Annotated in this window: 19 protein-coding genes; 6 read left to right on the top strand and 13 right to left on the bottom strand. The window is 70.9% G+C overall.

Features of this window, described 5'->3' with window-relative positions:
• Window positions 1-11: 11 nt before the first annotated feature.
• Window positions 12-2,255: a glycoside hydrolase family 9 protein gene (locus tag ACIBW9_RS27065; protein WP_398959266.1), complete on the top strand. Its 2,244-nt coding sequence runs from the start codon at window positions 12-14 to the stop codon at window positions 2,253-2,255.
• Window positions 2,256-2,261: 6 nt separating this feature from the next.
• Here the strand turns inward: ACIBW9_RS27065 and ACIBW9_RS27070 are convergent, their stop codons facing one another.
• The 4 genes from ACIBW9_RS27070 to ACIBW9_RS27085 form a co-directional block, all read right to left on the bottom strand.
• Window positions 2,262-3,761, bottom strand: a complete 1,500-nt coding sequence (locus ACIBW9_RS27070; protein ID WP_398959268.1) for a cytochrome bc complex cytochrome b subunit — start codon at window positions 3,759-3,761, stop codon at window positions 2,262-2,264.
• Window positions 3,758-4,681, bottom strand: coding sequence for an RNA polymerase sigma factor SigJ (gene sigJ, locus ACIBW9_RS27075; RefSeq protein ID WP_398959270.1), 924 nt, complete (start codon window positions 4,679-4,681; stop codon window positions 3,758-3,760). The genes ACIBW9_RS27070 and sigJ overlap by 4 nt, the downstream gene beginning before the upstream one ends.
• 145 nt (window positions 4,682-4,826) lie before the next feature.
• The gene (locus tag ACIBW9_RS27080; protein ID WP_398959272.1) at window positions 4,827-5,546 is read right to left on the bottom strand and encodes a 2OG-Fe(II) oxygenase; all 720 of its coding nucleotides are present in this window, start codon (window positions 5,544-5,546) and stop codon (window positions 4,827-4,829) included.
• A 14-nt stretch (window positions 5,547-5,560) separates the two neighbouring features.
• Window positions 5,561-6,052, bottom strand: coding sequence for a methylated-DNA--[protein]-cysteine S-methyltransferase (locus ACIBW9_RS27085; protein WP_398959274.1), 492 nt, complete (start codon window positions 6,050-6,052; stop codon window positions 5,561-5,563).
• Between the two features lie 147 nt (window positions 6,053-6,199).
• Here ACIBW9_RS27085 and ACIBW9_RS27090 point away from each other — a divergent pair, with 147 nt between their 5' ends.
• From ACIBW9_RS27090 to ACIBW9_RS27100, 3 genes are all read left to right on the top strand, one after another.
• The gene (locus tag ACIBW9_RS27090; RefSeq protein ID WP_030937710.1) at window positions 6,200-6,445 is read left to right on the top strand and encodes a hypothetical protein; all 246 of its coding nucleotides are present in this window, start codon (window positions 6,200-6,202) and stop codon (window positions 6,443-6,445) included.
• 3 nt (window positions 6,446-6,448) lie between these two features.
• Window positions 6,449-6,826, top strand: a complete 378-nt coding sequence (locus ACIBW9_RS27095; RefSeq protein WP_365838911.1) for a toxin Doc — start codon at window positions 6,449-6,451, stop codon at window positions 6,824-6,826.
• A gap of 446 nt (window positions 6,827-7,272) precedes the next feature.
• Entirely contained in the window at window positions 7,273-8,793 is a 1,521-nt protein-coding gene (locus ACIBW9_RS27100; RefSeq protein WP_398959277.1) for an RICIN domain-containing protein, read from the top strand.
• A gap of 51 nt (window positions 8,794-8,844) precedes the next feature.
• Here ACIBW9_RS27100 and ACIBW9_RS27105 read toward each other — a convergent pair whose 3' ends face one another.
• The 4 genes from ACIBW9_RS27105 to ACIBW9_RS27120 all read right to left on the bottom strand — a co-directional run bounded on the left by ACIBW9_RS27105 (window position 8,845) and on the right by ACIBW9_RS27120 (window position 13,456).
• Complete coding sequence (locus ACIBW9_RS27105; RefSeq protein ID WP_398959279.1) at window positions 8,845-9,822, bottom strand: 2-hydroxyacid dehydrogenase; 978 nt, start codon at window positions 9,820-9,822, stop codon at window positions 8,845-8,847.
• Complete coding sequence (locus ACIBW9_RS27110) at window positions 9,819-10,988, bottom strand: lactate 2-monooxygenase (RefSeq protein WP_398959281.1); 1,170 nt, start codon at window positions 10,986-10,988, stop codon at window positions 9,819-9,821. The genes ACIBW9_RS27105 and ACIBW9_RS27110 overlap by 4 nt, the downstream gene beginning before the upstream one ends.
• A 102-nt stretch (window positions 10,989-11,090) precedes the next feature.
• Window positions 11,091-12,686, bottom strand: coding sequence for a purine-cytosine permease family protein (locus ACIBW9_RS27115; protein ID WP_398959283.1), 1,596 nt, complete (start codon window positions 12,684-12,686; stop codon window positions 11,091-11,093).
• Between the two features lie 194 nt (window positions 12,687-12,880).
• Window positions 12,881-13,456, bottom strand: a complete 576-nt coding sequence (locus ACIBW9_RS27120; protein ID WP_398959285.1) for a hypothetical protein — start codon at window positions 13,454-13,456, stop codon at window positions 12,881-12,883.
• A gap of 324 nt (window positions 13,457-13,780) precedes the next feature.
• Between ACIBW9_RS27120 and ACIBW9_RS27125 the strand changes: the two genes are divergently transcribed.
• Window positions 13,781-14,215: a protease inhibitor gene (locus tag ACIBW9_RS27125; RefSeq protein ID WP_398959287.1), complete on the top strand. Its 435-nt coding sequence runs from the start codon at window positions 13,781-13,783 to the stop codon at window positions 14,213-14,215.
• Window positions 14,216-14,353: 138 nt separating this feature from the next.
• Here ACIBW9_RS27125 and ACIBW9_RS27130 read toward each other — a convergent pair whose 3' ends face one another.
• The 4 genes from ACIBW9_RS27130 to ACIBW9_RS27145 all read right to left on the bottom strand — a co-directional run bounded on the left by ACIBW9_RS27130 (window position 14,354) and on the right by ACIBW9_RS27145 (window position 18,035).
• On the bottom strand, window positions 14,354-14,731 hold the full coding sequence (locus tag ACIBW9_RS27130) for an STAS domain-containing protein (protein WP_398959289.1): 378 nt from the start codon (window positions 14,729-14,731) through the stop codon (window positions 14,354-14,356).
• Window positions 14,732-14,893: 162 nt separating this feature from the next.
• Window positions 14,894-15,901 carry a Ppx/GppA family phosphatase gene (locus ACIBW9_RS27135; protein WP_398959290.1) on the bottom strand — a complete coding sequence of 336 codons (1,008 nt, stop codon included), beginning with the start codon at window positions 15,899-15,901 and terminating at the stop codon, window positions 14,894-14,896.
• A 39-nt stretch (window positions 15,902-15,940) separates the two neighbouring features.
• Window positions 15,941-16,435: a methyltransferase family protein gene (locus ACIBW9_RS27140; protein WP_398959292.1), complete on the bottom strand. Its 495-nt coding sequence runs from the start codon at window positions 16,433-16,435 to the stop codon at window positions 15,941-15,943.
• A gap of 97 nt (window positions 16,436-16,532) precedes the next feature.
• Window positions 16,533-18,035, bottom strand: coding sequence for an MFS transporter (locus tag ACIBW9_RS27145; protein WP_398959294.1), 1,503 nt, complete (start codon window positions 18,033-18,035; stop codon window positions 16,533-16,535).
• A gap of 171 nt (window positions 18,036-18,206) precedes the next feature.
• Here ACIBW9_RS27145 and ACIBW9_RS27150 point away from each other — a divergent pair, with 171 nt between their 5' ends.
• Window positions 18,207-18,734, top strand: a complete 528-nt coding sequence (locus ACIBW9_RS27150) for an SRPBCC family protein (RefSeq protein WP_398959296.1) — start codon at window positions 18,207-18,209, stop codon at window positions 18,732-18,734.
• Between the two features lie 20 nt (window positions 18,735-18,754).
• On the opposite strand, the gene ACIBW9_RS27155 is transcribed toward ACIBW9_RS27150, so the two are convergent.
• Window positions 18,755-21,574: an NHLP bacteriocin export ABC transporter permease/ATPase subunit gene (locus tag ACIBW9_RS27155; RefSeq protein WP_398959298.1), complete on the bottom strand. Its 2,820-nt coding sequence runs from the start codon at window positions 21,572-21,574 to the stop codon at window positions 18,755-18,757.
• Window position 21,575: the final 1 nt, after the last annotated feature.

The following is a 21,575-nucleotide window of genomic DNA, read 5'->3' on the forward strand; positions in this document are numbered from 1 at the left end:
GGAGCCCAGACGTGAAACGACGCAGAACCCTTCTGCTGACCCTGACGGCCCTGTTGGGGACGGCGCTGACCGGGGTGCCGGCCGCTCCGGCCGCCGCCGACCCGGTCGAGCAGCTCAAGAACGGCACCTTCGACACCACCGTCGACCCCTGGTGGGCCACCACCAACGTCACCGCAGGCGTGTCCGGCGGACAGCTCTGCGCGGATGTGCCGGCCGGCACCACCAACCGCTGGGACGCCGCCGTCGGGCAGAACGACGTGACCCTGAAGAAGGGAGAGACGTACAAGTTCAGCTTCAAAGCGACCGGTTCGCCCGCAGGACACGTGGTGCGGGCGGTCGTGGGGCTCCAAGTAACGCCGTACGACACCTACTTCGAGGTGAGCCCGCAGCTGAGCGTCTCCGGCGACACCTACGCGTACACCTTCACCTCACCCGTCGACACCACCCAGGGCCAGGTCGCCTTCCAGGCCGGTGGCAGCGCGGACGCCTGGCGGTTCTGCATGGACGACATATCGCTGCTCGGCGGTGTCCCGCCCGAGGTGTACCAGCCGGACACCGGACCGCGGGTCCGTGTCAACCAGGTCGGCTATCTGCCCTCCGGCCCCAAGGACGCCACCCTGGTCACCGATGCCACCGCGAAACTGCCCTGGCAGCTGAAGGACGCCGACGGTGTGACGGTCGACCACGGCTGGACCGTGCCGCGCGGGGTCGACGTCTCCTCCGGGCAGAACGTCCACTCGATCGACTTCGGCGACTACCGCAGGCCGGGCAAGGGCTTCACGCTGGTCGCCGACGGGGAGACCAGCCGCCCCTTCGACATCGGCAGCGGCGCCTACGAGCAACTGCGCCTCGACTCGGTGAAGTACTACTACACGCAACGCAGCGGCATCGCGATCCGCGACGACCTGCGTCCCGGCTACGGCCGGGCCGCCGGGCACCTCGACGTGGCGCCGAACCAGGGCGACGCCCACGTGCCCTGCCAGCCCGGCGTGTGCGACTACACGCTGGACGTCACCGGCGGCTGGTACGACGCCGGTGACCACGGCAAGTACGTCGTCAACGGCGGCATCGCCACCTGGGAGCTGCTGAGCACCTACGAACGCGAAAAGCTGGCCCGCACGGGGGAGCCGGGGAAGCTGCGGGACGGCAGCCTCGCCATCCCGGAGAGCGCGAACAAGGTGCCCGACATCCTCGACGAGGCCCGCTGGGAGCTGGAGTTCCTGCTGAAGATGCAGGTGCCCGACGGGCAGCCGCTCGCCGGCATGGCCCATCACAAGATCCATGACGCGCAGTGGACGGGACTGCCCCTGCTGCCCAGTGACGACCCGCAGAAGCGCGAACTGCACCCGCCGTCCACCCAGGCGACCCTCAACCTGGCGGCGACGGCAGCCCAGGCGGCCCGCCTCTACCGCCCCTACGACCGCGCCTTCGCGGCGAAGGCCCTCACGGCGGCCCGCAAGGCCTGGTCGGCGGCGCTCGCGCACCCGACCATGTACGCCTCCGCCAGTGACGGCACCGGAGGTGGCGCCTACGACGACACCAATGCGACGGACGAGTTCTACTGGGCGGCGGCGGAGCTGTATCTCACCACCGGCGAGAAGGAGTTCGCCGACTACGTGCGCAACTCCCCGCTGAACACCGCCGACATCTTCGGCCCGCTCGGCTTCGACTGGGGAAGGACCGCGGCAGCGGGCCGCCTCGACCTGGCGACCGTGCCCAGCAAACTGCCGGGCCGGGACAAGATCCGCCAGTCCGTCGTCAAGGGCGCCGAACGCTACCTGGCCACGTTGAAGTCACAGCCGTACGGCATGCCCTACGCGCCCGACGACAACGTCTACGACTGGGGCTCCAGCCACCAGATCCTCAACAACGGGGTGGTCCTGGCGACGGCGTACGACATCACCGGAGCCTCGAAGTACCGGGACGGCGCGGTGCAGACCATGGACTACATCCTGGGCCGCAACGCGCTGAACATCTCGTACGTCACCGGCTACGGCGAGGTCAACTCCCACAACCAGCACAGCCGTTGGTACGCCCACGAGCTCGACCCGAAGCTCCCGAACCCGCCGCGCGGAACCCTGGCGGGCGGGCCGAACTCGTCCATCCAGGATCCCTACGCACAGAGCAAGCTCCAGGGCTGTGTCGGGCAGTTCTGCTACATCGACGACATCCAGTCCTGGTCGACCAACGAGACGGCCATCAACTGGAACGCGGCCCTGGCCCGGATGGCGTCGTTCGTGGCGGACCAGGGCTGAGACCCGTCAGGGCTGCGGCTCGCGCTCCACGAGCTCGGGCCGCGGCTCGTGTTCCACGAGTTCGCCCTGCTGCCGGTGGGCGGTGAGGGTGTGCAGCTCGGCCTGATCGAGCGGCTGGTGCACCTCGACGTACTCGCCGTGCGGCAGCCGCTTGATCACACCGGTCTCCCGGCCGTGCAGCACCAGCTCCGCGTCCCGCAGTTGCAGGCCCAGACAGATGCGGCGGGTGACGACGAAGACGACCACCGGGAGGACGAACACCGCCCCGCGGACCGTCCAGGTGACCGTGTTGATCGACAGGTGCAGACGGGTGGCCACGATGTCGTTGCCGCCACCCGCCAGCAGGATCAGATACAGGCTGATCCAGGCCGCGCCGATCGCGGTGCGGACCGGGCGGTTGCGCGGGCGGTCCAGGAGGTGGTGCTCGCGTTTGTCGCCGGTCGCCCGCGCCTCCAGGAACGGGTAGATCCCGATGAGGACGAGGAGCAGCGGGAAGACCACGACCGGTATCAGCACGCCGAGCACCAGCGTGTGACCCCACAGAGTGATCTCCCAGCCCGGCATCACCCGGACCAGGCCCTCCGCGAAGCCCAGGTACCAGTCGGGCTGCGCGCCCGTGGAGACCTGGTCGGGGCGGAAGGGGCCGTACACCCAGACCGGGTTGATCGTCGCCACCGCCGCGACGATCGCCAGCGCGCCGAAGACCAGGAAGAAGAAGCCGCCCGCCTTCGCCAGGTACACCGGCATGAACGGCGTTCCGACGACGTTGCGTTCGGTGCGGCCCGGGCCCGCGAACTGCGTGTGCTTGTGGTACACGACCAGGATGAGGTGCGCCACGACGAGCGCGGCCATGATGCCGGGGATCAGCAGGATGTGCAGCGAGTAGAAGCGGGCCACGATGTCGTGGCCCGGGAACTCGCCGCCGAACAGGAACATCGACAGATACGTCCCGACGACCGGCACCGACAGCAGCGCGCCGTTGACGAAGCGCAGGCCGGTGCCCGACAGCAGGTCGTCCGGCAGCGAGTAGCCGAACAGGCCCTCGAACAGGCCGAGGATCAACAGCAGCCAGCCGAACAGCCAGTTGACCTCACGGGGCTTGCGGAACGAACCCGTGAAGAAGTGCCGCATCATGTGCGTCAGCATCCCGGCGACGAACACCAGCGCCGCCCAGTGGTGCAACTGCCGGATCAGCAGCCCGCCCCGCACGTCGAAGCTGATGTGCAGCGTGGAGGCGTACGCCTCGGACATCCGCACGCCGTTGAGCGGGACATAACTGCCGTGGTACGTCACCTCGTTCATCGACGGATGGAAGAACAGGGTGAGATACACGCCGGTCAGGACCAGCACGACGAAGCTGTACAGGCAGATCTCGCCGAGCAGGAACGACCAGTGGTCGGGGAACACCTTGCGCAGGTACTTCCTGCCCAGCGAGTGGATGCCGAGGCGTCCGTCGAGCCAGTCGGCGACGCGCTCGCCCCGGCCCGCTGTCTCGGTGGCGGTCACTCGTCCTCCTCGTCGTCGTCCCTGTGCACGTGCGTGAGCTTGTCGGGGTTGCTGACGATGTAGACGCCGTTCACCCGGTCGCCCTCGGGCGTGAGGTCCATGACCATCACGGCGTACGGCGAGTCTCCCTCGAACAGCACCGCGGCGTCGTCGCCGTTGACCCGGCGGTAGCGCAGGTCGAGCCGCTGGGCGCCGCGCCGCGCCGCGTACGAGGTGATCAGGCGGACCGCCTTGTCCCGGCCGTGCACCGGGCGCAGCCCCGCCGGCCTGCGATTGCCGCCGCCGTCCGTCCACACCGTGACGTCCGGCGCCAGGATCTCCATCAGCTCGGCGATGTCCCCGCCGAGCGCGGCCCGCACGAACCGCTCGGTCGCCTCCTGCCGGACGCGCGGATGCGCCCGGTAGCGCGGCCGGCGGGCGAGCACATGGTCCCGGGCGCGATGCGCCAGCTGCCGTACGGCCGCCGGGCTGCGGCCGATGACGTCGGCGATCTCGGTGTGGGCGTAGCCGAAGACCTCGCCCAGGACGAACACCGCGCGTTCCAGCGGGGTCAGCGCCTCCAGGACCACCAGCATCGCCAGGGACACCGACTCGCCCCGCAGGACCGGGTCGTCGGCGCCCGCGTCGTCGGCGACCAGGGGCTCGGGCAGCCACGGGCCGACATACGTCTCGCGGCGGCGGGCGATCACGGCCTGCCGCCGCAAGGCCTGGTTGACGGCGATCCGGACCAGATAGGCGCGCGGGTCGGCGATCCCGCCGACACCCCGACCGGACCACGCCAGCCAGGTCTCCTGCAGCACGTCCTCGGTGTCGGCGACGCTGCCCAGCATGTTGTAGACGAGGCTGAACAACAGCTCCCGATGGTTCACGAAGACATCGGTCGCCTCGTCGGCGACTGGTCTTCCGGTGCTGTGCGTCATGTGTGGGCCTCCCCGGTGCCGCGCTCACTACTTCGAGGGCCGGGAGGGGGCCGAATGTGACATGGAACGGCAGTGATGTGACCTACGTCTCAGCATCGCATCCGCGAGGCCCAGGGCTGCCCGAGCCGCACATCGGGCGGAGCGCTCACGCGTCGTGGAAGACGATGCCCAGTGCATGGCGCCGGCCTGAGCGGACGGTGCTCACGCCGTGCCGCATCGCTCCGGCCGACCAGCCACGTTTGGTGCGCACCGGTCGGTCCCGGGTGGTGAAGACCAGCCCATGGCCCTGCCGGAGCGCGGCCGCGGTGCCCCGGGACTGGGCCCGCGGCCGCTGCTCGACCATCAGGAACTCGCCGCCGGTGTAGTCGCTGCCGTACTCGTCGAGGCCGACGACCACCTGGAGCGGGAAGATCTTCTCGCCGAACACATCACGGTGCAGGGCGTTCCAGTCGCCCTCGGTGTAGCGCAGCAGGATCTGCGCCGAGCGGTCCTGTCCGGCCGCGTGACAGGCCTCCAGCCACTCGTCGAGGGCGTCGGGCCACGGAGCCGGACGGTCGAGGCGGGCCGCCCAGTCCCGCGCGATCGGCAGCAGCCGCGGGTAGAGGGCGGCCCGCAGGGCGGCCACCGGGGCCGGCAGGTCGTGGGTGAAGTAGCGGTACTCGCCGGAACCGAAGCGGTGCCGTGCCATGTCGACCGTGGTCCTGAACAGCTCCGGCTTCTCGTACAGCGCGGCCAGGTCGCGGCACTCGGCGGGCGTCAGCAGCGGCCCCGTCTGGGCGCTGCCATGGACGTCCAACTCGGCGGCGACGGCCGCCCATTCGGTGCCGGCGACCCGTGTGCGGGCCTGAGCCTCGGTGAGCGTCACGACATCTCCTCCCGTCACCCCAGCATCGGCTGCAGCGCACCCTCGAGGGTGAGCAGCCGCACCTTCTTCTCCACGCCGCCCGCGTACCCGCGCATCGAACCGTCGGCGCCGACCACACGGTGGCAGGGGCGGACGATCAGCAGCGGATTCGCGCCGATCGCGGCGCCCACGGCACGGATCTCGCTCCGCGGTACACCGAGCCGGGCGGCCAGCTCCCCGTACGTCGTCGTGGTGCCGTACGGGATCTCGTCGAGCGCCCGCCACACCCGCTGCTGGAAGCCGGTCCCCGCGGGGGCGAGGCTCAGGTCGAAGCGGGGGAGCCGGCCCGTGAAGTAGGCGGAGAGCTGTCGGGCGGCCTCCCCGAACGCCCCGTCGTCGCGCCGCCAGTCGGCACCGACGACGGGCGCGTTGCGCTGCCCCGGCAGGGACAGGGAGGTGAGGGTCGTGCCCTCGCCCACCAGCAACAGCTCACCCACCGGACTGTCGATCTTCGTGTACGTCGTCATGGCTTCAGTCTGCTGCGCCGCGCCGCCGGGAACCGGCGGGAAACGGACATGGCCCTCAGTCGGGTCCCGAGACCTGGAGGTACCGGAGAAAAGCTGCTGTGACCAGCGGCTATTTACGAGTGAGTACCTCGGCGGTACCGTGAAGGCATGCCAGCCCTGAATGTCGAGTTCAGCGACCGCGAACTAGAGGACCTGCGGCAGATCGCCAAGGAGCGCGGTACGTCGATGAAGGCCCTTGTGCGCGAGGCGGCCGCGGCGGACATAGCCCGGCACCGCGCGCTGCAGGAGGGCGCGGAGGCGTTCCGCCGCTTCTTCGCCTCCCACGCCGACGAGTTCGCCGCCGCCTTCCCCGACGACGAACCCGCCCACGCCGGCGAGGGGCGGGTCGCCTGACCGATGGCACCCGTCATCCATATCGACGTGCCCTGGCTGCTTCAGCGCCATGAAGAGGTCCTGCCGGACCAGCCCACCATCAACGACTTCTCCGCGCTGGTCGCCGCCGTCGCCCGCCACCGCGTGGACCCGCCCCGCCTCGGCGTGGACTCCGACCCTGCCTGGCGGGCCGCTGCACTGCTGCACACCCTCGCCCTGCTCAAGCCGCTGCCCTCGGCCAACGCCCGCTTCGCCTGCGCGACAGCCGTGGCGTACATGTTCGTCAGCGACGTGGGCATCGACCCGCCCTACGGCGCCCTCGTCGACCTCGCCCGCGATCTGATCTCAGGGAAGGCCGATGTCTACGGCGCGGCCGACCGGCTGCGCTCCTGGCAGATCTGAGGGCCGCCGACCGAGGTCTTGACGACCCGCCCCCGGGGCCGCCGACCGAGGGCGGGAGGAACAAGGCCGGCGGCCCGTGCGGCGCAGGAGAGCCGCCGTCCTGCGCAGGGCCTCCGAGAAGGGCCGCTACCCAGTGCACTACGGGGTGGTGCGCGCCGGGAGCGTGCGCGGTGCTCCGGCGCGTGCGCCTGTTTCACACGGGGCGCATGGAAAGACGAAAGCTCGTGCGTGCAAGGCGAGTTGTCGCCGTTTCTGACGGCCTTTCAAAGAGGCAGATGTTGCCCAAGTGCCTTGTTGGTCATGAGTGCGTTGTGCAAGGGTGAACTACCCGTGCGGGGGGTGCAATGGCCGGGTGTCGATCGGCCAATCGGAAAACCGGGCCGGACGGACCTACCTGAATTCACGCCCTCCCGTGTGTCCCATGCGTGTGGGAAGGAATCCGCTCAGTGCCCACCCCCCACCCACCTCGTCCCCCTTACCCGCCCCCCGGCGGTGCTCCCGGAGAATCCGACGAGAACCTCGCCACCCGGCTCAGGGGCCGTCCCGACGGCGAGGTCGCCCAATCCGTCGCGCTGCTGATGGCGCGGCACTGGCAGCCCGCCCGCGACTACGCGGCGATCTGCCTGGCCTCCCCGGCCGACCTCGCCTCCATGGTGACGGCGTCCGCCTTCCACCAGGTCCTGGACCGGCTGGCGCTGGGCGAGGCCGCGCTCGCGCTGCGGCCCCGGATTCTGGTGGCCGTACGCGAGACGGTCCGCGTGTGGTCCGCCGAGGACCGGATATCCAGTGTTCTGCCGGAGTTGCAGAACCCCTCCGGAGGCCGCGGTATACGGACGGCGAAGTCCATGACCCCAGAAAACCGCAGGCTCGCCGAACGGTCTTTCCAGGCCCTTCCCGGACTCTCCCGGTGCTTGCTCTGGCACACCGAGGTCGAAGCGGAGTCCATAACCGTTCCCGCCGGTCTGCTCGGCATGGATACCGACACCGCGTCGGCGGCACTCGAACAGGCGCGTGATAAATTCCGCGAGGGTTGTGTACATGCCCATCGGGAACTCGCGCCGAGCAAGGATTGCCGGTTCTACAACCGTCTCCTCGACGTTCCGATTCGCCGGGGCGGGGCTCTGCTGCCGGATGTCCAGCAGCATCTGGCGGAGTGCCGTTACTGCCGTTCCGCCGCTGAACAACTCAGTCATTTCGAGGGCGGGTTGGGGGTACTCCTCGCCGAGGCGGTGCTCGGCTGGGGCGCCCGCCGCTACCTGGACTCCCGTCCCGGGCGTGCGCCGCGGGAAACGCGCGCGAGCGGCTCCGCCCGGCACGGCAGCGGGCGTCCGCGCATCCTGCCCCGCATCCCGCTGCCCGGACGCCGGCCGTCGGGCGGGCCGCGGAACTCGCGGGCGCTGCTGACCGGGGTGGGTGTCGTCTCCGCCGGGCTGATCGCCGCTCTGGTCGCGGCCGGCCTGTGGTCCCACGACGACGGCGTCGACCCGGCCGCCTCCACCAGTGCGGGCGGCGGCACGGCGCCGGGCATCGGCTCCCAGTCGTCACCCGGAGCGACCCGACTCCCCACGGTTCCGGGGCAGTCGAGACTCCGGAATGCGGGCGCCGACCTCTGCCTCGACATCACCGGCACGGTCAAGGCCGGCGCCGGGACCCACCTGGCGGCGTGCTCGGACTCCGACACCCAGCAGTGGTCGTTCGACAAGGACGGTCTGCTGCGCAGCGCCGCCGACCCCGGCCTGTGCCTGGACTCGCACGTGGACGCCGGCGTGGCCGTCCTCGGCAAGTGCGCCGCCGAGAAGGACAAGCGGGGCGCGGACGTGCGCTACGACCTCACCGTGCAGGGCGAGTTGCTGCCCCGCTGGGACGAGCGGCTCGCCCTCGCCGCCCCCGCGGAGGAGCCGGGCGCGGACATCGTCGCCAAGGCCCGCGACGGCTCGCCGGCGCAACGGTGGGTGAGCGCCCGATAGCTCGGGGGTCGGGATTTCTGGCGGCTGCGGGTGCGTCGGGAAGGGTGGCGTCTAGCTCACGACGTCCCGCGGTCGCCTTCCCGCCAGGAAGTCGGCGACGTTCTGCACGGCGGCCAGGGCGATGCGGATCAGGGTTTCGCGGGTCACCCCGCCCACGTGCGGCGAGAGCACCACGTTCGGTGACTTGAGCAGGCGCAGGGCCGGGGTGGGCGGTTCGGGGTCGAAGACGTCGATGCCCGCCCCGGCCAGGGCGCCCTTCTCCAGCGCGTCCGCGAGGGCGTCCTGGTCGATGAGGGCGCCCCGCGCGGTGTTGATCACGAACGCCGACGGTTTGAGAAGGGCGAGCCGCTCGGCGTCGAGCAGCTGCCGGGTCTCGGCGGTGAGCGGCGCGTGCAGGGAGACGTAGTCGGCGGTCCGCAGAAGCTCGTCGAGCGGGACATGGCGGGCCCCGCCGAGCCGGGTCTCCGTCTCCTCGGGCAGCCTGCGGCGACCGGCGTAGACGATGTTCATGTCGAACGCGACCGCACGGCGGGCCACTTCCTGCCCGATGCCGCCGAGTCCGACGATGCCGAGCGTCTTGCCGCACAGTTCGGTGAGGGAGCGCTGCAGTCGGGGCAGCGCCCAGTCCGCCTCGACGAGCGCCGTGTGCGCGGGGATCAGCTGCTTGGCCAGCGCCAGCATGAGGGCGAAGGTCTGCTCGGCCACGTTCTGCGACTCGGCGCCGCTGGAGCCGATGTTGCACACCAGTACGTCCCGGGCGCGGGCCGCGTCCACGTCGACGTACTCGAAGCCGTGGCTCGCGCACTGCACCAGCTTCAGGTCCGGTGCGGCGGCGAGGTGCCCGGCGGTGACGGGGGAGAGCGCCGTGATGATCACGTGTGCGGTGCGGAGGGCGGCCGGGTCCTCGTCGGCCGACTCGACGACGGTGACGTTCGCCTCGCCGGGAAAGAGCGTGGCGAGTCCGGCGCCCGCGGTGCGGCCCCCGACGTGCGGGGCGATGACGGCGAGGATGTTCTTCGGGGCCGTCATGCGGATTCCTCGACGAGGTCGGCGGGGCCGATCGTGGCGGGCGTGGCGTGTCCGGCCAGGGCGAGCGTGAGGTCGAACTCGGCGAGCAGACAGCGGATCACATGCTCGACGCCCGGTCGTCCGTCGAGACCGAGCCCGTACACATACGGCCGCCCCAGCAGCACCGCCCGCGCGCCGAGCGCGAGTGCCTTGAAGACGTCGTCGCCGGTGCGCACGCCGCTGTCGAACAGGACCGTCAGCCGGTCGCCGACCGCCTCGGCCACCCGGGGCAGGGCGTCGGCGGCCGCGACGGAGCCGGCCACCTGGCGGCCGCCGTGGTTGGAGACGACCACGCCGTCCATTCCGGCGTCGGCGGCCAGCCGGGCGTCGTCCGGGTGCAGGATGCCCTTGAGGACGATCGGACCGTCCCAGTTCTCCCGCAGGAAGGCCAGGTCCGGCCAGGTCTTGCCGGGGTCCGCGAACATGCCGACGAAGTGCAGCACGGCCGCGTTCGGGTCCTCGTGCACCGGCTTGGCGAGACCCGCCTGGAAGGCCGGGTCGGAGAAGTAGTTCGCGGTGCCGACGCCGTGCAGGAAGGGCAGATAGGCCTGGTCGAGGTCGCGGGGCCGCCAGGCCAGCAGCGGTGTGTCGAGGGTGACGAGCAGCGCGGTGAACCCGGCGGCCTTCGCCCGGTTGAGGAAACTCCGCGTCACCTCACGGTCCTTGGCCCAGTACAGCTGGAACCAGCGCTCCGCGTCGCCCATCGCCTCCGCGACCTGCTCCATCGGCGTGCTGGACGCCGAGGACAGGATGTATGGCACGCCCTGCGCCGCGGCGGCCCGGGCGGCCGCGCCCTCGGCGTCCGGGTGCATGATCGACAGCACGCCGACCGGCGCCAGGGCCAGCGGAGCGGGCAGCGCGCGGCCCAGCACCTCGACGGACAGATCCCGCTCGTGCACGTCCCGCAGCATCCGCGGCACGATCCGGCGCCGCCCGAGCGCCGCCCGGTTGGCGCGCGCCGTGCTGCCGTCGCCCGCACTGCCCGCGACATAGCCGACGGGACCCGGGCCGAGCCGCTGCTCGGCCAGTTCCTCCAGCCGGGTCAGATCGGTGGGCAGCCTCGGTACGGCGCCCGACATCCCGCCCAGATAGATCTCGTACTGGAAGTCCGCCCAGTGCTTGGCCATGGGTAGTCCCGCTCCTCGTCGCTGAGTACGCGTTGCACCCCGACGATACTGGCGAGTAAGCGCAGGTCCGCCCACCGGGGTGGAACGGTGGCACGAAGTGCGTCACGCCCGCAGCGTGGTGGAAGGGCCCGTCGGCGCGCCCTCCTCAACTCCCGCTCCGGTCCCCGTGATCGGCGGCACCGGCACCTCGACGGTGCGTGCCAGCCGCGCGCCCTGCGGCCCGTACACCGCACGCGGCTCGGGGAAGATCCGCAGCAGCGCCAGATACAGCACGGCGGCCACCACCAGCGACAGCGGCAGGCTGATGTCGATGCCGTTCGCGAGATCGCCCAGCGGGCCCACGAACTGGCCCGGGATGTTGGTGAACAGCACGCCGACCAGCGCGGACACCCACCACGCGGTCATGCCCCGCCAGTTCCAGCCGTGCGCGAACCAGTAACGGCCGCCGCGCTGACGGCGGTTGAAGACCTGGAGGGCCTCCGGGTCGTACCAGCCGCGCCGGGTGAAGAAGCCCAGCATCATGACGACCATCCACGGCGTGGTGCACGTGATGATCATCGTGGCGAAGGTGGAGATGGACTGGACGAGGTCCAGCCCGAACCGGCCGATGAAGATGAACGCGATCGACAGCACGCCGACCAACACCGTCGCCTGCACCCGCGACAGCCGCGGGAACACGGAGGAGAAGTCGAGCCCGGTGCCGTAGAGCGAGGTCGTCCCCGTCGACATGCCGCCGATCAGGGCGAGCAGACACACCGGCAGGAAGTACCAGGTCGGCGAGATGGCGAGCAGCCCGCCCACGAAGTCGGGAGCGGTGGGGTCGACATACTTCGGGGCCTTGGCGGCGATGATGCTCGCGGTCGCCAGACCGAAGACGAACGGCAGCAGCGTCGCGAGCTGCGACAGGAACGCGGCGCCGATCACCCGGCGGTGCGGGGTGCTCGCCGGGATGTAGCGCGACCAGTCGCCGAGAAACGCCCCGAACGACACCGGGTTGGACAGCACGATCAGTGCCGCGCCGATGAACGACGGCCAGAACAGGGACCTGGTCGCCGCGTCCGCCGTGTCGGTGAAGACACCTGCGTACGACGGGTCGAAGTCACCGGCGAAGGCGATCGCGCCGAGCAGGAACAGGACGGTCGCCGAGGCCACCGCGACCTTGTTGACGAACAGCATGAACCGGAAGCCGTACACGCACACCGCGAGGACCAGGCCGGCGAACAGCGCGTACGCGACGACGTAGGAGAGGTTGCTGCGCTCGAGGCCGAAGAGCCGGTGCGCGCCGCCGACCAGGGCGTCCCCGGAGCTCCACACGGAGATCGAGAAGAAAGCGACCGCGGTGAGCAGCGACAGGAACGAGCCGACCACCCTGCCGTGCACGCCCAGGTGCGCGGAGGAGGAGACGGCGTTGTTGGTGCCGTTGACCGGGCCGAACACCGCCATCGGGCACAGGATCAGCGCGCCCGCGAGGACGCCGAGGAGGGTGGCGGCGAGGCCCTGCCAGAAGGAGAGACCGAAAAGGATCGGGAAGGCGCCCAGGACACAGGTGGAGAAGGTGTTGGCGCCGCCGAAGGCGAGCCGGAACAGGTCGAGCGGGCTCGCGGTGCGGTCCGCGTCGGGGATGCGCTCGACGCCATGGGCCTCGACCTCGGTGAGGGGCGGCGGCGTGCTGGGGGAGTCGGACGACTGCGCGGACAAGGTGGCTCCAGCGGGGGCGGGACGGTGGAGCGCGTTGTGGCGCGGCGGGGCGGACGGCCGGTCGTCGCCGCGGGGGTGTGCGGCGGGCAGGGCGGCCGTCCTCTCGGCGGTCTGCCGACCGTAAGGCGGTGTGCAAGGCCCGCACCAGAGGACGGTTCATCCATCTTTTGCGCGGCGAATGTGCGAATCCTCCATCATTCGTCGTCGGCCGGTGTGTCCGTCGGGGGGTCCGTGGCGGCGTCGTGCGGTTCCGTGTCGGGACCCTGGGCCCGCACCCGCTGGACGTGCTCGAGGGATGCGCGCAGCTCGGCGAGCCAGTCGTCGGTGTGCCGCTGGACCAGACGGACACACCAGGCGAGGGCGTCGCTGCGGCTGCGGGCGACCCCGCCGGCGATCAGGGTGTCGAGCACCTGGCGCTCCGGCTGGCGCAGCCGGGTCATCACCGGCGCGGCCACGTGTGTGAACAGGGCGCGCTTCCCACCGCATTCCACGCCCCAGGACACCTTCCGGCCGAAGCGGTGCTCGGCCTCGCGGGCCACCTCGATGCGCGCCTGTCGGGTGCGCTCCCGGAACTCCTGGATCCTGCCCTGGACGGCAGCCTCCCGTTCGGCGTCCGAAGCGCCCTCGGCGAGCCGGGGCGCGGGGATGCGGCCGATCACGGTGATCTCCTCGCGGTCGACCGTGAGTTCGGCCGGCTCCTCGAAGAGGTCCTCGGGCAGCCGACCTGCGAACCAGCCGCGCAGCTTCTCTCGTTGCTCAGTCGTAATCATGTAATGACGATTACTCGACGAGACCATGAACGCAAGCGGACGCGGAGGAGTCCGCCGACAGCTCAACCGGAATGTTTCAGGCCTATTAACGAAGCGTAGGAAATCGGCCACTTGGCTGCTTCGGGCGATCAAGAACCGCTCAGTTCTGGGGTTCATACGGTCGAACTCTGTGACTTCGCGCCACTGATTCAACACGCAAGGTTACTGAAACGCATGGGGTCGAGGTGTTTTTCCGCGGCGGACTCGGCAGACTCGCGCTCGCCGGTCCGGCACCAACCCGGAACGGGCCGGCACACCCTCGAATCCTGCGGAAGGATGCACACAATGCGGAACACCGCGCGCTGGACAGCCACCCTCGCCCTCACGGCCACCACCGTCTGCGGACCCCTGACCGGGGCCGCGCTCGCCGCCCCGGCCGCCGCCCCCGCCTCGCTCTACGCCCCCTCGGCCCTGGTGCTCACCGTCGGCCACGGCGCAACCGCGGCCGCCGCGACCCCGCTGCGGGCCGTCACCCTGAACTGCGCCCCGACGGCCTCCGGAACCCACCCGGCCCCGGCTCTCGCCTGCGCAGAACTGCGCGGGGTCGCCGGTGACATCGACTCCCTGAAGGCGCGGGACGACGTGATCTGCAACAAGCTGTATGACCCGGTCGTCGTCACGGTCGACGGTGTCTGGCAGGGCAAGCGCGTCTCCTACGAGCGGACCTTCGGCAACGAGTGCGTGAAGAACTCCTACGGGACCAGCCTCTTCGCGTTCTGACAGACCGGGATCGCGGAGTCCTCGTGCACACCTGAAGAGGCACGCAGCTGGGGAGTGCGAGTCCCTTGTCGCGGGTACCCGTCGATCTCGCACCAGGGGTCGGCAGGGCGGAGTGGGGCCGCCCGCCGACTCCTGGCATCAGTTCCGCCCCTCCCCGGGGATCGCGGGGAGGGGCGGAAAGCGTCCCAGCAGTCCCGCACCGCCCAGCAGCCGGCGGATGCCGGGTGCGTCGGAGACGATGCGCAGCCGGCCGCCGCGCTCCCGGGCCCGTGACTCGGCCCGGCACAGTACACGCAGTCCCGAGCAGTCGAAGAACTCGACCTGCCGCAGGTCGACCAGCACATCCGGCACCGGCCGCGCAGTGGCCGCGTCCAGGTGTTCCTGAAGGAACTCCGCAGTCGCCAGATCGATCTCACCCGTGACCGTGACCACGGTGAACCGGCCGCCCACCCGAGTGCGGGCATGAGGGTTCGCCACGGGCGGTTCGGAAGCGAGGTCGTCGGTATGCGGCGTCATGTCCGCTCCACCTAGGCAAAGGGCGCATTCGGTCTCGGAGTTACCCCGACCGGCGGGGGAGCATCCCCGACACGCCGAGCGCAAGATCTGGTTCACTCGACCTAGTGAATCGCGGTGGAGGTGCTTGACAATTTGCGCGCGCAACGGCTGAAGGGTTCTGGTTCAGGGCGTCGGGGCCGCGATGCGCAGGGGCACGGGATCGGGGGACGGATGCACCTCGTCAAGATTGTTGATCTTCGTCCACCAGGATGTGCCGTCCTCGATCTGGCGCAGCAGGACGCCTTCACGGATCGCCCAGGGGCAGATCGTGACCACTCTGAGGCCGGTCAGCTTCATCGAGGTGTGGGCGACCACCGCGCCGGCCAGGCTCTGCTCGGCCCGCGGCGCGGAGATGCCGGGGAGCCGGGCGCGTTCGGCGGCGGGCAGCGCGGCCAGCCGGCCGACGGCGGCCCGTAGGTCCGAGCGCTTCAACCGCCGTTCCACGAACGGGCCGTGGCGCCCGGGCGGCGCTCCGCACAGCCGTCCCAGCTGCTGGAAGGTGCGCGAGGTGGCCACCGCCGTGCGCGGGCCCTCCCAGCGGATGCGGGCGGCGACGTCCCGCAGCTGGTGCCGGACCTTGCGGCGCAGAGCCCGCAGTTGCTCCTGTGCCGGCGGATCCTGCCCCTGGAAGAACTCATGGGTGAGCCGTCCCGCGCCCAGCGGCAGCGAGGCCACGAAGTCCGGCAACCGGCCGCGTCCGAAGGCCACTTCGAGGGAACCGCCGCCGATGTCCAGCAGTGCGAGGGGCCCCGACCGCCAGCCCATCCAGCGCCGCGCCCCGAGGAAGGTCAGCTCGGCCTCGACCTCGCCGGGCAGCGTGCACAACCCGACCCCGGTGCGGGACCGGACCGTGCGCAGCACCTCCCGCCGGTTCGGAGCGGCACGCACCACGGCCGTCGCAAAGGCGAGCGGTGCGGACGCACCCCACCGGGCCGCGGTCCGGCTCGCGTCGGCGACCGCCCCGGCGATCCGGTCGATGTCCTCCTCGGGAATGCTGTTCCCCGGCCTCACGTGTTCCGACAGCCGCAGGCGCCACTTGGCGGTGTGGACCGGCAGCGGCACCCCGCCCTCGGCGTCCGCCACAACCAGTCTGACCGTGTTCGATCCCACATCCACCACGCTGATTCGCATGGGCCAGGGGGTACCCAATTCCGGGCCCGCCAACGCCCGTCAGTCACGGCGCCAGGGTGTCGTCCGAGGCCACCAGCCCGGCACCGCGCGCCGGTAGCGGGCGTAGTCGGCGCCGAAGCGGCGCATCAACGCGGGCTGCTCGTACCACCTTGCGAAGGCCCACATCGCCCCTCCCGCCAGGACGTCGTACCCGAACAGCACCGGCCGGGCGAGCAGCAGGCCCTGACCGCCGATCGCCGCGACCACCGCGACGTACATCGGATTGCGCACGTACCGGTACAGCCCGCCCACCACCAGCTGCTCGGTCGGCGCGACCGGCGCCGGTGTGCCCAACCCCTCGGTCAGGAAGCGCACGAAGGCCGACAGCAGGACGACCGCCCCCGCTGCCAGGGGCACCAGGCCGAGCACGCGTACCGGCAGCCACCAGTCGCCGGCCCGCCAGCCGGTCAGCCACCACGGCACCAGGACGACCACCGTGCCGGGTGCGAGGACGAGGAAGAGCGCGGACCCGAGTGCCGCCGCCGGTGTGCGCATACGGCCACCATGGCAGCGAAGAGGGCCGCCGTCTCCCTGCGGACGGCGGCCCCTCGGACCTGTGCGGCTCGAGCCGGTGCGGCTCAGGCAGGGTCGATCACATGTGGACGACCGGTGCGGCGTTCGCGTCCTGCTCCGGCACCCCGCGGCGGAAGAGCACGAAGGCGATCACGGCGCCGGCGGCGAACAGGCCCGCCGACCACCAGAAGGCGGTGGTGTAGCTTTCGATCGTCGCCTGGGCCTGCACCAGCTTGCTGGTCGCGTCCTTGCCGGCCAGGTAGTCGGTCGCGGCGCTCGCGGCGAGGGTGTTCAGCAGGGCCGTACCGATCGAACCGCCCACCTGCTGCATGGCGTTGACCGTGGCGGAGGCGACGCCCGCGTCCTCGGCGGCCACCCCGCCGGTGGCCAGCTGCATCGCCGCCGGCATCACCAGGCCGAGGCCCGCGCCGGTCACGATCAGCTGCGGCAGCACCGCGCTGACGTAGCTGGAGCCCACGCCGATCCCGGTCAGCCAGGCCATGCCGACCGCGGCGATCGCGAAGCCCAGCGGGACGACGACCTTCGGCCCGATCCGCGGCACCAGCGCCGTGGTGCCGAGCTGGGCCGCCACCATCAGCGCACCGACCATCGGCAGGAACGCCACACCGGTCTTCGTCGGGCTGAAGCCGAGGTTCAGCTGCAGGTAGTAGGTGAGGAAGAGGAACACGCCGAACATGCCGCCGCCGGAGATCAGCACGGCGAGGAACGAGGCCGCCCGGTTGCGGTCCAGCAGGATGCGCAGCGGCAGCAGCGGGTGCGCCGCCTTGGTCTGCCACCAGGCGAAGGCCGCCAGCAGCACACCGCCCGCGATCAGGAAGCCCCAGGTCAGGCCCGAACCCCAGTCGTGCGTCTCGGCGTTGGAGAAGCCGTAGACAAGGGAGAACAGACCGGCGGCGACCAGTAGCGTGCCCGGCACGTCCAGCTTGGAGTTCTCCGCGTCGCGGTGGTTGGTCAGCAGCAGCCAGCCGCCCACGAAGGCGAGGACGGCGATCGCGACGTTCACGTACAGCGTCCAGCGCCAGTCGAACGCGTCGGTCAGGACACCGCCGAGCAGCAGGCCCACCGCACCGCCGGCACCGGCGATGGCGCCGTAGACGCTGAACGCCCTGGCGCGCTCCCGGGCGTCGGTGAACGTCGTGTTCAGGAGGGAGAGCGCGGCCGGCGCGAGCAGTGCGCCGAAGGCTCCCTGCAGGGCACGCGCGGTGACCAGCATGCCGAAGCCGTTGGCGGCACCGCCGAGCGCGGAGACGGCGGCGAAGCCGACGACACCTATCAGGAAGGCGGTCTTGCGGCCGAAGAGGTCGGCGATCCGGCCGCCGAGCAGCAGCAGGGAGGCGAACGACAGCGCGTACGCGGTGACGATCCACTGCCGGTTGCCGTCGGAGAAGCCGAGGTCGGCCTGGGCCGAGGGCAGGGCGATGTTCACGATGGTGGCGTCAAGGACCACCATCAGCTGTGCGACGGCGACGACCGCGAGGATCCACCAGCGCTTCGACGAGGCGGCGGGCTCGGTCTCGACCCCCTCTCCGGGGGCGCTGTCGGTGAGGGTCTTCTGAGACATGGGGAACCACTCCAGGGAAGTCGTTCGGAGGTCTAGAACGAAACTGTTTCGTACACCAGGAGACTAGACCCCTCCTAGCGAAACGGCAACGTTTCGCTGGGTGTGGCCTCCGTCTCATGCACGACGGCACCGGACGATCACGAGGAACCCGCCGCGAAGGACTGATCCACCATGGCCGCTGAACTCACCGGCACCTATCTGACCCTGGACGACGGCCGCCCGGCCGTCCGCTTCAGCCGTACCTACGGCCACCCCGTCGAGCGGGTCTGGCAGTTCGTGACCGATGCCGGGGAACTCGCCCACTGGTTCCCCTCACGCGCCGAGATCGACCCCCGGCCAGGGGGCACGATCAACTTCAGCGGCGATCCGAACATGCCGGAGACCACGGGCCGGGTGCTCGCCCTCGACGAGCCGCGCCGCCTGTCCTTCGACTGGGGCGGCGACGAACTGCACTTCGACCTGGACGCGCTGGACGACAAGCGCACCCGCTTCACGCTCACCAACGTCCTCAAGTCCGCCGACACCGCCGCCCGCAACGGCGCCGGCTGGGAGGTGTGCCTGGCCGCCCTCGACGCGTGGGCGCAGGGGGAGCGGTTGGAGGGGCCGCACACCGGTGCGGGCGCCCGCTGGAAGGACTTCTACGAGGGGTACATCGAGGCCGGTGTGCCCTCAGGGGCGCCGGTGCCCGGCCTCGAGTGACGTTCTTCAGGAGCTCGAGCTCACGCCATCTGCCGCCGCACCAGCTCGTGCAGCCGCCCGCCCGTGTCGGCGAGCAGCTGCGCGGGTGGTCCCTGCTGGGCGACCTTGCCGTCCTCCATCACGATCACCCGGTCCGCGTCCAGGACCGTGGACAGACGGTGCGCGATGACGACGCGGGTGGCGTTGAGCGCCTTGGTCGACTCGATCACCGTGCGCTGCGTCTCGTTGTCGAGGGCGCTGGTGGCCTCGTCGAAGAAGAGGATCCGCGGCCGGCGGATCAGCGCCTGAGCGATCATGAGGCGTTGGCGCTGGCCGCCGGAGACGGCGCCACTGCCCTGGACGATCGTGTGCAGTCCCATCGGCATCCGCTTGATGTCCTCGGCGAGCCCCGCCATCTCGGCCGCCGCCATCGCCTCCTCCGGCGTGTAGGGCTCGGTGCCGCAGATGACGTCCAGGATGGAACCGGTGAACGGCTGCGCATGCTGCAGCACCACACCGCACTGCCGGCGCACCGCCGACTGGTCGAGCGCACCCAGGTCCTGGCCGTCGTACAGGACACTGCCCGAGACCGGCTTGTCGAAGCCGATCAGCAGCCTGAGCAGCGTCGACTTTCCGCAGCCGCTGGGGCCGACGATCGCCACGAACTCACCGGGGCGTATCTCGAACGACACGTCGTCCAGGACCAGCGGACCGTCGTCCGTGTAGCGGAAGGACAGCCGCCGGGCCTCGATCGCGCCGGACAGCGGGCCCGGCCGGGTGCTCGCCGTGCGCACCTCCGGCGTCGCCTCCAGCACCGGCTTGATCTCCTCGAACAGCGGCAGCGCGGCCACGGTCGAGACGAACGCGCTGGTCAGCTGGGTGACGGAGGTCAGCACCATCGTCACCGAGGTGTTGAAGGTCAAGAACGCGGCCGCCGACATCACCCCGCGCGCCGGTCCTGCCAGCAGCATGAACATCAGCAGGGTGCACAGCGGCAGATAGACCGCGCCCATCACCGTGGTGAGGTTCTTGATGCGGCCGACCTTCTGCTGCAGTTCACGGCTGCGGGCGAACTCCGAGGCCCAGGCCGCGTAGGCGTAGTTCTCGGCCGCCGCCACCCGCAGCTTCGGCAGACCGCGCAGGGTCTGGAAGGCCTGGTTGTTCAGCTTGTTGCTGAGCACGACGAGTTTGCGCTGCCAGCGCACCTGCCACAGGCCGAGGCCGAGGAAGACGCCCGCGATGACGACGAGCATGGCGATCGCCGCCAGCGCCATGGACGGGCTGTACCAGAACAGCAGCCCCAGGTTCATCGCGCCGACGGTCACCGACTGGACGATGACGGGCCCGAGCCCGGCCATCATCCGGCGGATCGAGCTGATGCCCATGGCCGCGCTCGCCAGCTCGCCGGTCGAGCGCTCGGTGAAGAACTTCGTCGGGAGCCTGAGCAGCCGGTCCCAGACGGCCGGCTGGAGCGTGGCCTCGATGCGGCCCTCCAGACGGAGGATGGTGAGGTTCTCCAGCAGCATGAAGGCCGCCGCCACGATGCTGGTGAGCATCACGGCCAGACAGACCTGCGCGATCAGGCCCGTCTGTGCCTTGGGGACGAACTCGCCCAGCACCTTGCCGGTCGCGATGGGCACCAGCGCGCCGATCACCACCGTCGCCAGACCGCTCAGCAGCAGGTTGGTCAGGTCGCCGCCGGTGCCGCGCATGCTGAACCGCAGCAGCCGCAGGGGGCTCAGGGTCCGTTCGGGCAGAGGGCGGTAGAACATCACCGCGCGCGGCTCGAACTCCTCCGCGTTGTCCTTCTCGATCGGCGTCTCACGCCCGGTCGCCGGATGGACCGCGACATAGCCGCCGCGCCGCCACAGCAGCGCGACCGGCGCACCCGACAGCGCCCGGTGGCCCACCAGCGGGCCGATGTTGTCCCGCCACCAGCGTCCGTCAAGGCGTACCGCCCGGGTGCGCACGCGGGAGGCGATCGCCACCAGCTCCACCGGATCCAGGCGCTCGCTCTCGGTGCCGCTCTGCGCGGGTTCGGCAAGCGTGATCCCGGCCGCCTCCGCCACCAGCTTGCAGGCCGCGTACGAGGCGTCCGCGTCTGCGGCCGTGGTGCGCTTGCCGGACGACTTGCCGATGGAGGCCAGCAGGGTGCGGTCGGCCTGGGCGCGGACCGCCTCGCCGGCCTTGATGCCGGCGGCCGTCCGGGTCTCGTGGGTGCGCTCCAGCTGCTCGATCCAGCGGTCCAGCGTGGTCAGCAGGCGGTACTGCTGGTCGACCATGGACTGCCAGACCGCGGGGTCCATCAGCAGGTCGGCGGCGGCCTCGGCGCCGTACAGGGAGCCGTACTGGACGCTGCCGGGCGGCACCTGCATCCAGAACACGTCGTCGTCGGTCACCTCGGCGGCCGAGCCCTCGGTCGCCATCGGCGCCTGGAAGAGGACGGACAGGCTGCGGCCGACGCCGAGGGCGAGTGCGTACTCGAGGGGGCTGGTCGTCGGCGGGACGTACTGGGCGTTGCCGTACTCGTCGTAGGACCAGGTCTGGGTGTCGGCCGTCTGGTACAGCTCGCGCAGGCCGATGCGGTGCACCACACAGTCGCGCAAGGGGCGGGCGACCAGGGTGTGCTGGGGGCCGGGGACCGGGCCAAGGATCAGCGAGCCCGCCTCCAGGCGGCCGAGGTGGTGCCAGTGGCCCTGCTGCACGGCGTCCACCGCGAACAGGTCGAGGCTGCCGGCCGCCACCAGCCACAGCACCTGCGGGCCCTCCAGATCGAGCCGGGTCAGGCCCGAGCAGTCGACATAGCTGCCCATGGAGCCGAGGGCGCCGAGCACCAGGTCGCCTTCGTGTGCGGTCGTCATC

Origin of the sequence: Streptomyces sp. NPDC049541, assembly GCF_044465725.1 — a bacterium.
Classification (GTDB): domain Bacteria; phylum Actinomycetota; class Actinomycetes; order Streptomycetales; family Streptomycetaceae; genus Streptomyces.